At 65.6% G+C, this 15453-nt stretch carries 10 protein-coding genes and 1 pseudogene; 7 read left to right on the top strand and 4 right to left on the bottom strand.

Features of this window, described 5'->3' with window-relative positions; all coding sequences use genetic code 11:
* Positions 1-77 precede the first annotated feature (77 nt).
* Positions 78-1583, bottom strand: coding sequence for a SulP family inorganic anion transporter (locus EWM63_RS10805; RefSeq protein WP_130186520.1), 1506 nt, complete (start codon positions 1581-1583; stop codon positions 78-80).
* Positions 1584-1675: 92 nt separating this feature from the next.
* Entirely contained in the window at positions 1676-3949 is a 2274-nt protein-coding gene (locus EWM63_RS10800) for a penicillin-binding protein 1A (protein ID WP_229487850.1), read from the bottom strand.
* A gap of 391 nt (positions 3950-4340) precedes the next feature.
* Between EWM63_RS10800 and EWM63_RS10795 the strand changes: the two genes are divergently transcribed.
* The 7 genes and pseudogenes from EWM63_RS10795 to EWM63_RS10765 all read left to right on the top strand — a co-directional run bounded on the left by EWM63_RS10795 (position 4341) and on the right by EWM63_RS10765 (position 12356).
* A complete protein-coding gene (locus tag EWM63_RS10795; protein WP_130190318.1) occupies positions 4341-5447 on the top strand; it encodes a pilus assembly protein PilM in 1107 nt (368 codons plus the stop codon).
* Entirely contained in the window at positions 5447-6073 is a 627-nt protein-coding gene (locus EWM63_RS10790) for a PilN domain-containing protein (protein ID WP_130186518.1), read from the top strand. The genes EWM63_RS10795 and EWM63_RS10790 overlap by 1 nt, the downstream gene beginning before the upstream one ends.
* 13 nt (positions 6074-6086) lie before the next feature.
* Positions 6087-6737, top strand: coding sequence for a type IV pilus inner membrane component PilO (locus EWM63_RS10785; RefSeq protein ID WP_229487849.1), 651 nt, complete (start codon positions 6087-6089; stop codon positions 6735-6737).
* An 8-nt stretch (positions 6738-6745) separates the two neighbouring features.
* The gene (locus EWM63_RS10780) at positions 6746-7273 is read left to right on the top strand and encodes a pilus assembly protein PilP (RefSeq protein ID WP_229487848.1); all 528 of its coding nucleotides are present in this window, start codon (positions 6746-6748) and stop codon (positions 7271-7273) included.
* Complete coding sequence (locus EWM63_RS10775) at positions 7270-9417, top strand: type IV pilus secretin PilQ (protein ID WP_130186515.1); 2148 nt, start codon at positions 7270-7272, stop codon at positions 9415-9417. The genes EWM63_RS10780 and EWM63_RS10775 overlap by 4 nt, the downstream gene beginning before the upstream one ends.
* A gap of 187 nt (positions 9418-9604) precedes the next feature.
* Positions 9605-11223, top strand: a pseudogene (gene aroKB, locus EWM63_RS10770) (bifunctional shikimate kinase/3-dehydroquinate synthase AroKB).
* Between the two features lie 2 nt (positions 11224-11225).
* On the top strand, positions 11226-12356 hold the full coding sequence (locus tag EWM63_RS10765; protein WP_130186514.1) for a deoxyguanosinetriphosphate triphosphohydrolase: 1131 nt from the start codon (positions 11226-11228) through the stop codon (positions 12354-12356).
* Between the two features lie 15 nt (positions 12357-12371).
* Here EWM63_RS10765 and mutY read toward each other — a convergent pair whose 3' ends face one another.
* Entirely contained in the window at positions 12372-13508 is a 1137-nt protein-coding gene (gene mutY / locus EWM63_RS10760; protein WP_130186513.1) for an A/G-specific adenine glycosylase, read from the bottom strand.
* Positions 13501-15447 (bottom strand): dynamin family protein, encoded by a 1947-nt coding sequence (locus EWM63_RS10755; protein ID WP_130186512.1) that lies wholly within the window; start codon positions 15445-15447, stop codon positions 13501-13503. Before EWM63_RS10755 ends, mutY begins: the two co-directional genes overlap by 8 nt.
* Positions 15448-15453 lie beyond the last annotated feature (6 nt).

Below are 15453 nucleotides of genomic sequence, written 5' to 3'. Positions count from 1 at the left end.
CGGAAAACCGGTGACAGACACCAGTTTTTCTGAAACATATGTTCCAGGATTACCGGTGTCTGTCACCGGTTTTTTCGTTACGCCAGCCTGTCATCCGCAATGTGGTAGTGCGGGTCCTCGAACTCGTTCACCTCGACCATGCTTTTGGCATTGCCGAGGATGTCCAGGCAATCCGGCGAGAGGTGCCGCAGATGCAGCGTCTTGCCGGCCTGCTGGTAGCGCGTGGCCAGTGTGTCGATGGCTTCGACGGCCGAGTGATCGACCACTTTCGCATCGCGGAATTCGATCACCACGTGTGCCGGATCGTTCTTCGGATCGAACAGCGCCGCGAAGTTCGCCGTGGAGGCGAAGAACAGCGAGCCCTTCAGCGTATAGACTTTCCAGCCGCGCGCATCGGTTGACACCTCGGCGCGGATTTCCTTCGCGTGCTGCCACGCGAACACCAGCGCCGCGAACACCACGCCGGCCAGCACGGCCACGGCAAGATCCGTCAGCACGGTGATCACCGTCACGCCCACGACGATCACGGCATCCTGCCGCGGGATCTTGCGCAGCGTTTGCAGGCTGCCCCAGGCAAACGTCTTTTCGCAGACGACGAACATCAGCCCCACCAGCGCCGCCAGCGGAATCATCTCGATCCAGCGCGACAGCAGCACGATAAAGCCCAGCAGGAAGACGGCCGCCGTGATCCCCGAAATGCGGTGGCGGGCGCCATTGTCGATATTGATCATGCTCTGTCCCACCAGCGCGCAGCCGCCCATCGAGGCAAAGAAGCCGCTGGCGACATTGGCCAGGCCCTGCGCCATGCTTTCACGGTTCGGCCGGCCGCGCGTGTCGGTGATGGCGTCGATCAGGTTCAGCGTCAGCAAGGTTTCAATGAGGCCGATGGCAGCCAGGATCAGCGAGTAGGGCAGGACCACGTACAGTGTGTCGAGCTTCAGGGGCACTTGCGGCACGTGGAACGAAGGCAGGCCGCCGGCGATCGAGCCCATGTCGCCGACGGTCTTCGTGTCGATGCCCAGCGCGGCCACGAGCCCGGAGATGACCAGAATTGCCGCCAGCGAGGCCGGCAGCGCCTTCGTCAGCCGCGGCAGCGCGTAGATGATCGCCATCGTCAGTACCACCAGCCCCAGCATCGTCCACAGCGCGCTGCCTTGCAGCCACTGGCCGTTCATCTTGAAATGCCCGAACTGGGCGATGAAGACCACGATCGCCAGGCCATTGACGAAGCCCAGCATCACTGGATGCGGCACCATGCGGATGAACTTGCCCAGCTTGAAGGCGGCGAACAGCAGCTGGAACACGCCCATCAGCACGACCGCCGCGAACAGGTACTCGGGGCCGTGCGTGACGACGAGGCTCGTCATCACCACCGCCAGCGCCCCGGCGGCACCGCAGATCATCCCTGGCCGGCCACCCAGCGCGGACGTGACGAGGCACACGATGAAGGCGGCATACAGTCCCGTCAGCGGGCTCACCTGGGCCAGCAGCGCGAAGGCGATCGCCTCCGGCACGAGCGCCAGGGAAACGGTGATGCCCGACAGGACATCGGTGCGCAATTGCGCGCTTGTTGGTGAAGACATGATGTTGGCCACTGAAAAAATTGGGGACGTACCCCTGTTTCCAGGAAATTTCCTGAAAACAGGGGTACGTCCCCGGTTTTGCTTGGATTAAATTAGAACAGTTCGTTCTTGACGGCGTCGCGGGCCTTTTCTTCTTCCGGGGTGCCGCGGGTAGCGCCTTCCAGACTTTCCACGCCCACGCCCGGCGGATTCTCGGCATAGTAATAATCGCCATTGGCCATCACGATGCCGTCGGGTACCGGCCGTTCCTCGACCGGAATCGTCTTCAGCGCCTTCTGCATGTAGCCGATCCAGATCGGCAGCGCCAGGCCGCCACCGGTTTCGCGGTTGCCCAGATTCTTCGGCTGGTCGTAGCCGATCCAGGCGATGCCCACCAGCTTCGACTGGTAACCGGCAAACCACGCGTCGATCGAGTCGTTCGTCGTGCCCGTCTTGCCGGCCAGGTCGGGCCGCTTCAGCACCTGCTGGGCCTTGGCGGCGGTGCCGTAGCGCGCCACGTCACGCAGCATCGAGTCCATCAGGAAGGCATTGCGCTCGTCGATCACGCGGTTGCCTTCCACGCCGGCACGGTCGGGCGCGGCCTGTGACAGGATGCGGCCGTTGGCATCGGTCACCTTCGAGATCAGGTAGGGCGTGACCTTGTAGCCGCCGTTCGCGAACACGGCATAGGCGCCGGCCATCTGCAGCGGCGTCACGGCGCCGGCGCCCAGCGCGAGGGTCAGGTAAGGCGGGTTCTTGTCGCCTTCGAAACCGAAGCGCGTCGTGTATTCCTGGCCATACTTGGCGCCGATCTTGTGCAGGATGCGGATCGAGATCATGTTCTTCGACTTCGTCAGGCCGCGGCGCATCGTCATCGGGCCTTCGTAGCGGCCGTCGTAGTTCTTCGGTTCCCACGGCTGGCCGCCCGTCTGGCCGGCATCGAACGAAATCGGCGCGTCGTTGATGATCGTCGCCGGCGACAGGCCGCGTTCCAGCGAGGCCGAGTAGATGAACGGCTTGAACGAAGAACCCGGCTGGCGCCATGCCTGCGTCACGTGGTTGAACTTGTTGCGGTTGTAGTCGAAGCCGCCCACCATCGCCTTGATGGCGCCGTCCTCGGTGCTGGCGGCCACGAAGGCCGATTCGATTTCCGGCATCTGCGTGATCTGCCAGTCTTTCTCTTCCTGCATCACGCGGATCACGGCGCCGCGGCGGATGCGGCGGTTCGGCGCGGCCTTTTCGGACAACCAGGCCTTGCCCATCGCCAGGCCGCTGCCCGTGATCGTGATTTCCTCGCCGGAGGCGGTCATCGCCGTCACCTTCGTCGGCGATGCCGACAGCACCATCGCGGCCACGATGTCGTCGCTGTCCGGATGCTCGGCCAGTTCGGTCTCGATCACCTCGTCCGCCTCGGCGCGGTTCTTCGGCAGGTCCACATAGGCTTCCGGACCGCGGTAGGGATGGCGGCGCTCGTAGTCCATCACACCCTTGCGCAAGGCCAGGTAGGCGGCATCCTGGTCGGACTTGGTGATCGTGGTGAAGACGTTCAGGCCCCGGGTGTACGTGTCTTCCTTGAACTGTTCGTAGACGAGCTGGCGTGCCATTTCGGCCACATATTCGGCATGCACGCCGAACTCGCTGCTGTCGGTCTTGACCTTCAGCTGTTCGTTCTTTGCTTCCTCGAACTGCGCCGGCGTGATATAGCCCAGCTGCGCCATCCGCTGCAGGATGTACTGCTGGCGCGTCCTGGCCCGCTTCGGATTGACCACCGGGTTGTAGGCGGATGGCGCCTTCGGCAGGCCGGCCAGCATCGCCGCCTCGGCGATCGAGATGTCCTGCAGGTTCTTGCCGAAATAGATCTGCGCCGCCGACGCGAAGCCATAGGCGCGCTGGCCCAGGTAGATCTGGTTCATGTAGACCTCGAGGATCTGATCCTTCGTGAGGTTCTGCTCGATCTTCCACGCCAGCAGCGCCTCATAGGCCTTGCGCTTGAGGGTCTGTTCGCTGGAGAGGAAGAAGTTGCGCGCGACCTGTTGCGTGATCGTCGATGCGCCCTGGCGCGCGCCGCCGGTGGCATTGTGGAACGCCGCCCGCAGGATGCCCAGGTAATCCACGCCGCCATGCTCGTAGAAGCGGTCGTCCTCGATCGCCAGCACGGATTTCTTCATCACGTCCGGGATGTCCTTGAAGCGCACCAGGTTGCGGCGTTCTTCGCCGAATTCACCGATCAGCACATTGTCGGCCGAATAGATCCGCAGCGGCATCTTGGGTCGGTAATCGGTCAGCGTATCGAGCGATGGCAGGCTCGGGTAGGCCAATGCCAGCCCGAACACCACGAGCAGCACCAGCACCAGGACCAGCCCGACCACGGAGCCCAGTGCCATCATGAGCAGATTCCTGGGGGACTTGGACCTGGTCTTCTTGGAAGCGTTGTTCGGAGGAGTCATGCGGGGAAAACCTTTGAAATTTTGTGCACGCATTATAAGCGAGCCGCTCCCCCCGGCACGTCCGCGCGGCAATACCAGTGGTATCGGTGAGCAAGCTGACAACTGTGTTATTTGCCCGGCCACACGTCGGCCGGCAAGTGTGGTTTCCTGCGCACATGAAAGTAATCGGGCACTGCGGAAATGACTTTACAGTTGCCGTAGGGAATTGCTAGCATCCATCTTGCCGTCCGGAATTATTCACGTAAGCGACGGTTTTCAAACGTTTTTTTCTCTTTATGCTAATTATTCCGGGGTGGTTCTCATGCCGCGCCGGACCGGGAACCCATCGATGATGCCAGACTGGAAGACCCTGTTCGGCGGTGCAGCGCCGCCGCTCGTCGGCCTCGACATCAGCAGCTCCGGTGTGCGGCTGGTCGAACTCGCCGATGCCGGCAAGGAAGGCCTGCGTGTCGAACGCTGCGCGGTCGAATCGCTGCCGCGCGGCGCGGTTGCCGACGGCAACATCGAAAACCTGGACCAGGTGGTGGACGCGGTGCGCCGCCTGCTGAAAAAAAGCGGCACCCGCGCGCGCCACGTGGCACTGGGCATGCCGCCGGCTGCCGTCATCACGAAAAAGATCGTGCTGCCCGCCGGCCTGTCCGAGGAACAGCTCGAGGTGCAGGTCGAGTCCGAGGCCAGCCAGTACATTCCCTTCGCGCTCGACGACGTGAGCCTGGACTTCGACGTCATCGGCCCCGTCGCCAGCTCGCACGACGATATCGAAGTCATGCTGGCCGCCGCGCGCCGCGAAAAGATCGAGGACCGTGTCGCCGTGGCCGAGGCATCGGGCCTGAAGGCATCGGTGATGGATATCGAATCGTATGCCGCGCGCGCGGCGGTAACGCGCGTGGCGGGGCAGATGCCCGGTGCCGCCCCTGGACAGGTGATCGCGCTGTTCCAGCTCGGCGCGTCGACGACGCATGTCTCGATACTGATCGATGGCGTGACGGTCTGGGAAAGCGAAAAGCCGTTCGGCGGCAATTCGCTCACGCAGGACATCGTGCGCGCCTATGGCCTGGCATTCGAGGAAGCGGAGGCGCGCAAAAAAGCATGGAGTCTGCAGGCGGCCGGCCCGCAAGGTACCGATCTGCCGGCAAATTATGCGGCCGACGTGCTGCAACCTTTCCTGGAATCGGCCGCGCTGGAAGTCACGCGGGCCATCCAGTTCTTCTTCACGTCGACGCCCTACACGAAGATCGACCGGATCTTCCTGGCCGGCGGCTGCGCGATGCTGCCCGGCCTGCCGGAGATCGTGGCGGGGCGCACCCGCATCGCCAGCACGGTGATCTCGCCATTCCAGGGGATGGCGCTCGCGCCCACCGTGCGCGACCAGCAACTGCGCACCGACGGGCCGGCCTACCTGGTCGCCTGCGGCCTGGCATTGAGGAGGTTCGACTGATGGTCCGCATCAACCTGCTGCCGCACCGCGAGGAAAAGCGCAAGCAGCGCAAGGCCGCGTTCCTGGCCCTGCTCGTGCTGTCCGCACTGGCCGGCGTCGGCATCGTGCTGCTGGTCGGCGGCTATAACGCACGCGCCATCGCCGTGCAGGAGCAGCGCAATGCCGTACTGACGACGGCACTCGCCGCGCTGGACGTGAAGATTGCCCGCATCGCCACGCTCAAGCAGGAAATCAATGCACTGAAGGCGCGCCAGCAAGCCGTGGAAGACCTGCAGGGCGACCGCAACCAGCCGGTCTACCTGCTCGACGAACTGGTGCGGCAAACCCCCGAAGGCGTCTACCTGAAGGGCTTCCGGCAGGACGGACAGCGCGTGGCCATCGACGGCTATGCGCAATCGCAGGAACGCGTCTCCGAACTGCTGCGCAACCTGTCCGGCGCCTCGCCGTGGCTGGAGCGCCCCGACCTCATCGAGGTGAAGGCCGGCACGATCGGCCAGGCGAAAAACCCACGCAAGGTCGTGGAATTCTCGCTCGTGGTCAATATCAAGCGACCGCGCGACAAGGACGGCGACAGCCGCGAAGACGATGGCAAGGCCGGCACCCCGGCCGCCGCAAAGGCAGGCTGACATGGCGGTTGAAATGAAACAATTGGCAGGCTCGCTCGGCGCCCAGTTCCAGGGGCTCAATGGCGTGCACCCCGGCCAGTGGCCGCTGGCGCCGCGCATCCTGTGCGGCATCGGCGTGGCGTGCGGCATGCTGGTGCTGGGTTACTTCGGCTACTGGAGCAGCCAGTTCGAAGAGCAGGAGGCGGGTGCCGCCCAGGAGCAGCAGCTGCGCGAGCAATACCGCATGAAGACGGCGCAGGCGATCAACCTCGATGCGCTGACGGCGCAGAAGGCGCAGGTCGACCGCTACGTGGTGCGCCTCGAGAAGCAGCTGCCCAGCAAGGCCGAGATGGCCGCGCTGCTGTCCGACATCAACCAGGCCGGCGTCGGCCGCGGCCTGCAGTTCGAGCTGTTCAAGCCGGGCCAGGTCGTGGCCCGCGACTACTATGCCGAGCTGCCGATCGACATCAAGGTCACCGGCAACTACCACGACATCGGCGCATTCGCTGGCGACATGGCGAACCTGCCCCGCATCGTGACGTTGAACAACCTGGAACTGGTGACCAACAAGGATGGCGCGCTGACGCTGAACGCGGTCGCCAAGACCTTCCGCTACCTCGACGGGGACGAAATCGCCGCGCAAAAGAAGGCAGCGGCCGACAAGAAGAAGGGTGCCAGGAAATGAAGCGGACGATGACCATGCTGCTCGCCGCATCGCTGGCCGCGCTGTTGACCGGATGTGGCGACCGCGACGAACAGGAAGTGCGCCAGTGGATGAAGGAAGTGGACGCGACGACGCGCGTGGCCGTCAAGCCGCTGGCCGAACCGAAGACGTTCGTGCCGTTCGCCTACGCGTCGGTCAACGAGGCCGACCCGTTCAACCCGAACAAGCTGCTGACCGACCGCGCCGGTGCACGCCCCGGCACCGGCGTGGCGCCGGACACGAACCGGCGCAAGGAATTCCTCGAGGGCTTTCCCCTCGATACGATGCGGATGGTGGGCATGCTGAAGAAGGGCCGCACCGTCGTGGCCCTGCTGCAGATCGACCGCTCCGTCTATCAGGTGCAGGCCGGACAGCGCCTGGGCCAGAACTTCGGCCTCGTGACGTCGGTGACCGAAAGCGCCGTCGACGTGAAGGAAACGGTACAGGATGCGAGCGGCGAATGGGTCGAACGCATCGCCACGCTGGAACTGCAGGAAAGCAAGGAGAATACCCAATGATCGCGATGACTACCGTGCGCCGCCTGGTGGCGCTGGCACTCGCAATGGCCTGCGCAGGCGCCAGCAACCTTGCCCATGCGCAGGTGGGCAATGCGATCGAATCTGTGACCGCCAGCCGGCAGGGCACGAACGTGATCGTGAAGATCGCGCTCGAGCATGCCCCCGTCGCGGCGCCGGCCGGTTTCGCCACCGCGAACCCGCCGCGCATCGCGCTCGATTTCGGCAAGACCGGCAATGCCACCGGCAAGACGGCGCAGGACATCGAGCTGGGTGACCTGCGCAGCGTGAACGCGGTGCAGGCGGGCGACCGCTCGCGTCTCGTGTTCAACCTGAAACGCGCACTCAATTACGCGACGGTGGTCGATGGCCGCAATGTGATCCTCACGATCGAAGGCTCCGGCGCAGCCGCCACCGCGCTCGATGCGCGCGGCGTTCCCGCCGCCGCCGCCGCTCCCGTTGCGTCCACGGCCCCGGCCAAGGCGGCCGGCAAGCCGGCATTGCGCGCGGTCGACTTCCGCCGCGGTACCGGCGGCGAAGGCCGCATCGTCGTCGACCTGCTTCACAATGCCGTCGCCGTCGATGTGAAGCAGGGTCCGAGGGGCGTCACCGTCGACTTCCTGAAGACGGGCCTGCCCGAAACACTGCGCCGCCGGCTGGACGTGACCGATTTCGGCACCCCGGTCACGCGCGTGACCACGGCCCCGCAGGGCGACAACGTGCGGCTGCAAGTCGAAGCGACCGGCCTGTGGGAACAGAACGTGTACCAGAGCGATACGCAACTGGTGATCGAAGTGAAGCCGATCAAGGAAGACCCGAACCAGCTGGTGCAGGGCACCCAGGGCTACCGGGGCGAGAAGGTATCGTTCAATTTCCAGAGCATCGAAGTGCGCGCCGCGCTGCAGGCGGTGGCCGACATGTCGGGCCTGAACATCGTGTCGTCCGACAGCGTGACGGGCAGCCTTACGCTGCACCTGAAGGACGTGCCGTGGGACCAGGCGCTGGACGTGATCCTGCAGGCCAAGGGCCTGGACATGCGCAAGAACGGCAACGTGGTCTGGATCGCGCCGAAGGAAGAGCTGCTGACGAAGGAAAAACTGGAACTGGAGCAGCGTGCGCAGATCGCCGACCTGGAACCGCTGAAGTCGGAGATCTTCCAGCTCAACTACCAGAAGGCGGAATCGTTCAAGCTGGTGTTCGGCCTGGATGGCGCCAGCGATGCGAAGAACCGCATCCTGTCGCGCCGCGGCAGCGCGATCATCGAGCCGCGCACCAACCAGTTGTTCGTCACCGACATCCCGTCCCGCCTGGAAGAAGTGCGCAAGCTCATTTCCAAGACCGACATCGCCACCAAACAGGTGCTGATCGAGGCCCGCATCGTCGAAGCCAACGACGGCTTCACGCGCAACCTGGGCGCCAAGCTGGGCTTCGCCGACTTCAAGGGCACGGCGGGCGGCAACCACGCGCTCGTCGGCGGCAACATGACCGGGGTAGGCCGGTTGACGGGCCAGGTGGCATCGTCCGACGCGGCCAACGACTTCACCAACAGCCAGTTCATCAACCTGCCGGCGGCGCCGATCAACGGCGTGGCGGCGGGCAGCCTGGCGGTCAGCCTGTTCAACTCGGCGGCCAACCGTTTCCTGAACCTGGAACTGTCGGCGCTGGAAGCCGATGGCACGGGCAAGATCATTTCCAGCCCGCGCGTGGTCACGGCCGACAAGTCGGTGGCCACGATCGAGCAGGGCCTCGAGCTGCCGTACCAGGTGGCCACCAGCAGCGGGGCCACGTCGATCGTGTTCCGCAAGGCCAACCTGCGCCTCGAAGTGATCCCGCAGATCACGCCGGACGGCAACGTGGTCATCGACGTCGACGTCAACAAGGACAGCGTGGGCGCCGAAACCCGTGCCGGCTTCGCGATCGACACCAAGCACGTGAAGACGCAGGTGATGGTGGAAAACGGCGGCACCGTCGTGTTGGGCGGTATCTACCAGCAGACCGAGCGCAACACGGTCTCGAAGGTGCCGCTGCTGGGCGACGTGCCCGTGCTCGGCAACCTGTTCAAGACCAGCAGCCGCACGAGCGAGAAAACCGAATTGCTCATCTTCATCACGCCCAAGATCGTCGCCGACAAGCTTTCCGCCCGCTGAACTTGGCAAAAAAACCAATTGCAGAATCTGGGGTCAGACCCGCCGGGTCTGACCCCAGCCTTTCGCCGTTGGGGTGAAAGCATGTCCTGGCGGATTACATACAGCCGTCTCTTCAGCCACTCGGATTACAATGGTACGAAATGTACTTATCTGATCCGCGATGCAAAACGTTTTTTTGGTAGGACTGATGGGGGCGGGCAAGACGACGATCGGTCGCCTGCTCGCCCGCAAACTGGGCATGCGCTTTGTCGATTCCGATCACGAGATCGAGGAGCGCACCGGCGCCACGATCCCGTGGATCTTCGAGATCGAGGGGAAGCGAGCTTCCGGCGCCGCGAAGCGGAGGTGATCCGCGACCTGAGTGCCCAGGAAGGCATCGTGCTGGCCACCGGCGGCGGCGCCATCCTCAATCCGGAATCGCGCGCGCTGCTGCAGGAGCGCGGCACCGTCATCTACCTGCGCGCCAGCATCACCAGCATCCTTGCCCGCACGGGCCACGACAAGAACCGGCCGCTGCTGCAGACCGCCGACCCGCGCAGGAAACTCGAGGAATTGATGGCCCAGCGCGAGCCGCTGTACCTGGAGATGGCGCGCCTCGTCGTCGACACGGGCCGACCTAACGTACAATCGATGGTCCAGATCATCATCAACCAGCTGGACGCCCTGGCTTGCCAGGATGCCCCGAACTGTATGACGCAGGCACAATCCTCCATGAACGAACAGACCAACATCCTCCTGACCGTGGACCTCGGCGAGCGCAGCTACCCGATCTCGATCGGCCCGGCCGTGCTCGACGATGCCGCCATGCTGGCGCGCCACGTGGGCGGCCGCAAGGTGGCGATCGTGACCAACACCACCGTCGCGCCGCTGTACCTGGAGCGCCTCGCCGCGCCACTGGCGGCAGCCGGCAAGGACGTGATCTCCGTGGTGCTGGAAGACGGCGAGGAATTCAAGAACTGGTCCAGCCTGATGCAGATCTTCGATGCGCTGCTGGCCAACAAATGCGACCGCAAGACCACGCTGGTGGCGCTGGGCGGCGGCGTGATCGGCGACCTGACCGGCTTTGCCGCCGCCTCCTACATGCGCGGCGTGGACTTCATCCAGGTGCCCACCACGCTGCTGTCGCAGGTCGATTCCTCGGTCGGAGGCAAGACCGGCATCAACCACCCGCTCGGCAAGAACATGATCGGCGCGTTCTACCAGCCGAAAGTGGTGCTGGCCGATACCACCACGCTGGAAACGCTGCCGCAGCGCGAGCTGGCGGCCGGCCTGGCCGAGGTGATCAAGTACGGCCCCATCATCGACGAGCCGTTCTTCGACTGGATCGAAGCCAATATCGACAAGCTGGTGGCGCGCGACCGCGCCGCGCTGGCCTACGCGATCGCCCGCTCCTGCGAGATCAAGGCCGACGTGGTGCGCCAGGACGAGCGTGAAGGCGGCCTGCGCGCGATCCTGAACTTCGGCCACACGTTCGGCCACGCGATCGAGGCGGGCATGGGCTACGGCGCGTGGCTGCACGGCGAGGCCGTCGGCTGCGGCATGGTGATGGCGGCCGACCTGTCGCACCGCCTGGGCTACATCGATGCGGCCACGCTGGAACGCATCCGCAGCGTCGTCGCCGCGGCGGGCCTGCCGGTCAAGGCGCCAAACCTGGGCACGGGCCGCTGGCTGGAACTGATGGAAGTGGACAAGAAGAACGAGGGCGGCGCCATCAAGTTCATCCTCATCAAGCCGCTGGGCACGGCCATCGTGACCAACGTGCCGGAAGAGGCACTGCTGGCCACGCTGGCCGCCTGCGTGGAGTAAGCATGGAAGAAGCGCTCGCTCCCTACGCCGCGCATTCGGACAAGGGGCGCGGGCGCCGCCATGCCGAAACCGCGCATGCCTCGCGCAGCCAGTTCCAGCGCGACCGCGACCGCATCATCCACTGCACGGCCTTCCGCCGGCTCGAATACAAGACGCAGGTCTTCCTGAACCACGAGGGCGACCTGTTCCGCACGCGCCTTACGCACAGCCTCGAAGTGGCGCAGGTGGGCCGCTCGCTGGCGCGCAACCTGCGGCTGAACGAAGACCTGGTGGAAGCGATCGCGCTGGCGCACGACCTGGGCCACACGCCGTTCGGCCACGTGGGGCAGGATGTGCTGAACGACTGCATGAAGGACCACGGCGGCTTCGAGCACAACCTGCAAAGCCTGCGCGTGGTCGATCATCTCGAGGAACAGTACGGCGCGTTCGACGGCCTGAACCTGATGTTCGAGACGCGCGAAGGCATCCTCAAGCACTGCTCCGTCAACAACGCGCGCCAGCTGGGCGAAGTGGCGCAACGCTTCCTCGACAGGACGCAACCTTCGCTGGAAGCGCAGCTGACCAACCTGGCCGATGAAATCGCCTATAACAGCCACGACATCGACGATGGCCTGCGCTCCGGCCTGATCACGATCGCCCAGCTGGAACAGGTGGATTTCTTTGCCCGCCTGTGGCGCGACGTGCAGGACAAGTACCCGGGCCTGACGGGCCGCCGCGCCATCTATGAAACGCTGCGCCGCCTGATCACGGCGCTGGCGGACGATTTGATCGTCACGTCGCAGGCGCGCATCGCCGAAGCGAACCCGCAAAGCATCGACGACGTGCGCGCCGCGCCGCCGCTGATCCGCTTCTCCGACCCGATGCGCCAGGATGCGACCGAGCTGAAGCGCTTCCTGCGCGAGAACCTGTACCGCCACTACAAGGTCAACCGCATGCGCCTGAAGGCCAGCCGCATGGTGCGCGAACTGTACGACGCGTTCACGGCCGACCCGCAACTGCTGCCGCCGGATTACCGCGAGCCGTCAGGGGATGTCACCCGGCAGGCGCGGCGGATCGCCGACTATATCGCCGGCATGACGGATCGCTATGCGATCCACGTGCACCGCAAACTGTATTCGCTGGAAGAACTCTGACCCGGCGGCGCGCCGTCAGAACATCCGCGCCTGCGCGGTCGCGCCCAGCAACTCCACCAGCAGTTTCTTCACCGGCGCCGGCAGCGCCGCCTCCGCGACCTTGCCCACGTCGAGCCACACGTAGCGGCCGTCGGCGGCCAGCGGCGCGCGCTGCGCCAGCGTGACCAGCACGGGCGCGATGTGCAGCTTGTAGTGGGTAAAGCCGTGGGTGACGGTGTTCAGGCGTTCCTGCGATTCGGGCACGCCGAACGGCAGCAGCGCCTGCGCCACCGCATCCTCGTCGACTGGCGGCTGTCCGTCGTCGTCCGCGGCCACGTGGCCGTCCACCTCGGGCAGCGACAGCAGGCCGCCCCAGATGCCCGCGCCCGGGCGCTGCTCCAGCAGCACCTGACCGCCATGCACGGCGAGCAGCATGGTCGCGTGCTTTTCCGGCGTTGCCTTCTTCGGCTTGCGCACGGGCAGCTCCTTCGTCCGGCCGGTGGCGAACGCCACGCAGCGCGCCGCCATCGGGCAGCGCGCGCAATCCGGGCTGCTGCGGGTGCACAGCGTGGCGCCCAGGTCCATCAACCCCTGCGTATAGGATTCGATGCCCTGCGCGGGCAGCAGGGCTTCGGCACGGCGCCACATCGCTTCTTCCGTCCTGCGTTCGCCGGGGAAGGTATCGATGCCGAACACGCGCGCGAACACGCGCTTGACGTTGCCATCCATGATCGCCGCCCGCGCGCCGCCCGAGAACGCGGCGATGGCCGCGGCCGTCGAGCGGCCGATGCCGGGCAGTTCGGCCAGCAGGGCCGGGTCGGCCGGGAACACGCCGCCGTACTCGGCCACCACGCGCTGCGCGCACTTGTGCAGGTTGCGGGCGCGCGTGTAGTAACCCAGGCCGCTCCATTGCGCCATCACGTCCTCCACGGGCGCGGCCGCCAGGTCGTGCACGGTGGGGAAGCGTTCCAGGAAACGCGCGTAATAGCCGAGCACCGCGGCCACCTGCGTCTGCTGCAGCATGATCTCGGAAAGCCAGATGCGGTAGGCATCGCGGGTATTTTGCCAGGGCAGCGTGTGGCGCCCGTGCTGCTGCTGCCACGCGATCAGCGCGGCGGAAAAAGTGGGGTCTTCGTACTGCAAGTCGTTCTTTCCAGTGTGTGCATCATGCATTGGCCACAGTCGCCGTCGTGGCGATGGGCGAGGCAGGTTCGTTGTCGATGGCGAGCTCGATCGCCCCGGCCAGCGCCGCCAGCCGGTCCTTCTGCTGTTCGAGCGTGGCCTGCATGCGCCCGAACGCCTCGATCTTCTGTTCCAGCGTGTCGGCCGCGTCGTGGATGCGCCCGATCGATGCCTGCCGGGCCTTCAACTGCTCGCGGTGCTGGCGGATCTGCGCTTCCAGCGGCGCCATGATCACCTTCAGCCAGCTCTCGCACTCCGCGTTGGCCGCCTTGAAGCAGCGCTTGACCTGCGACGCGATCGTGTCGAAGAAACGCTCCATCAGCACGGTGCGGCTGGTGGTCAGCAGCGCCGCGGCACCGAACTGCCGCTGGTAGATCGCTTCGATATCCGAGACCTGCGCGCGGTACTTGGCCAGCCCGAAGGGTGGCGGCGGCGGCAGCGCCACGCCATGCTCGGCGGCGAACTGGCGGTACACGGTATCCATCGTCGTGCGGATCTCGATGGCCTTGCGGTCCGATTCTTCCAGCTCCGCCTGCACGCTGTCGAAGAACACGCGCACCGACTCGCGCAGGCCGGCCGACCAGTGGCTGCGCGCCATCGCTTCGCGCACGTGGACCACATGGTCGCGCAGCACGTCCATGCCCAGCGTGCCGTACAGCTCCGTCGACAGGCGGGTGAACGCGGTGCGCGCCGCCTGCATGCGGAACAGGCTGGCGTCGAATTCCTTTTTCTCGGCCTCGACCCGGCGCATCATGTGGGCGATCACGTTCTGGTTCTTGCCGCGCAGGCTAGTCAGCTCATGGAGCTGTTCGGCGATGCCGCGCTGCCTTGCCGCCAGCATGGCGCCCTGCGCGCCATTGAGCGCGCCCAGGTCCTCGGCCAGGCGCTTGCGCACGATGTCCTTCTTCGCCGGGATCAGTTCCTCGAACAGCGCCTGCTCGAGCCGGCCGATGCGGCTGCGTTCGGCCAGCGCGGCGTCGCCCGTGATCTTCGCCACGAGCGCCTTGTGCGCGGAAACCGGGAACACCTGCCGCTCGTCGACGGCGAGCAGTTGCGCCGCGTGCGCGCACTGGCGGGCGATCTCGCCATCCACTTCCGCTTCCGAGCGCAGCGGGTCCCACATGCCGTCGATCTTGTTCAGCACCACCATGCGGCCCGCGCCGGCGCCGATGTGCTCGCGCCAGACTTCGATATCGCTTTTCGTCACGCCCGTATCGGCCGCCAGGATGAACAGCACCGCGTGGGCGTGGGGGATCAGGTTCAGCGTCAGTTCCGGCTCGGTGCCGATCGCGTTCAGGCCCGGCGTATCGAGGATCACCAGGCCCTGCTTCAGCAGCGGGTGCGGGAAATTGATGATCGCATGGCGCCAGCGTGAAATTTCGACCATGCCCGCGTCGTTGACGGTGGCGGCGAGGTCGGGATCGTCCGGGTCGTACAGGCCATAGCGGTGCGCTTCGTTCACCGGCACGGCGCGGGTCTCGCTCACCTGGCGGAATGCCTCGTGCATGGCGGTGGCCGATGCCACCTCCAGCGGCAGCACCGTCCAGGCGCGCGGGTCGTCGCGGTAGTCGCTGGTGGAAAGATTGGTGGCGCGCGTTTCGATCGGCAGCAGGCGGATCGAGGCCGGCTGCGCCGGATCGTACAGCAGCTCGGTCGGGCACATCGTGGTGCGGCCGGCCGCCGAGGGCAGGATGCGCTGCCCATAATCGGCAAAGAAGATCGCGTTGATCAGCTCCGATTTCCCGCGCGAGAACTCGGCCACGAACGCGACCGACAGCTTGTCGTCCGCCAGCCGCGCCAGCGTGCGGGCGATGCGCTGGGCGGTGGCCGCATCGAGCAGGTCCGCCGCCTGCGCGCCGTCGCGGTAAGCCTGCAGCGCCGCCGCCACGCCCTGGCGCCAGGCACTGTACTGTTCGAGGTCGCGCATCATGGCTGT

The sequence above is a fragment of the Pseudoduganella lutea genome, assembly GCF_004209755.1.
Lineage (GTDB): Bacteria > Pseudomonadota > Gammaproteobacteria > Burkholderiales > Burkholderiaceae_D > Rugamonas > Rugamonas lutea.
Note: the sequence above shows the minus strand (reverse complement) of the source record. Positions and strands in the feature narration are given on the sequence as shown.

Excerpts from the sequence above, each read along its gene's own strand:
- EWM63_RS10755 (WP_130186512.1), bottom strand. The coding sequence starts at position 15,447 with ATGATGCGCGACCTCGAACAGTACAGTGCCTGGCGCCAGGGCGTGGCG.
- EWM63_RS10785 (WP_229487849.1), top strand. The coding sequence starts at position 6,087 with ATGAAACAATTGGCAGGCTCGCTCGGCGCCCAGTTCCAGGGGCTCAAT.
- EWM63_RS10795 (WP_130190318.1), top strand. The coding sequence starts at position 4,341 with ATGCCAGACTGGAAGACCCTGTTCGGCGGTGCAGCGCCGCCGCTCGTC.
- EWM63_RS10775 (WP_130186515.1), top strand. The coding sequence starts at position 7,270 with ATGATCGCGATGACTACCGTGCGCCGCCTGGTGGCGCTGGCACTCGCA.
- EWM63_RS10800 (WP_229487850.1), bottom strand. The coding sequence starts at position 3,949 with ATGATGGCACTGGGCTCCGTGGTCGGGCTGGTCCTGGTGCTGGTGCTG.
- EWM63_RS10780 (WP_229487848.1), top strand. The coding sequence starts at position 6,746 with ATGACCATGCTGCTCGCCGCATCGCTGGCCGCGCTGTTGACCGGATGT.
- EWM63_RS10765 (WP_130186514.1), top strand. The coding sequence starts at position 11,226 with ATGGAAGAAGCGCTCGCTCCCTACGCCGCGCATTCGGACAAGGGGCGC.
- EWM63_RS10790 (WP_130186518.1), top strand. The coding sequence starts at position 5,447 with ATGGTCCGCATCAACCTGCTGCCGCACCGCGAGGAAAAGCGCAAGCAG.
- EWM63_RS10805 (WP_130186520.1), bottom strand. The coding sequence starts at position 1,583 with ATGTCTTCACCAACAAGCGCGCAATTGCGCACCGATGTCCTGTCGGGC.
- mutY (WP_130186513.1), bottom strand. The coding sequence starts at position 13,508 with ATGCATGATGCACACACTGGAAAGAACGACTTGCAGTACGAAGACCCC.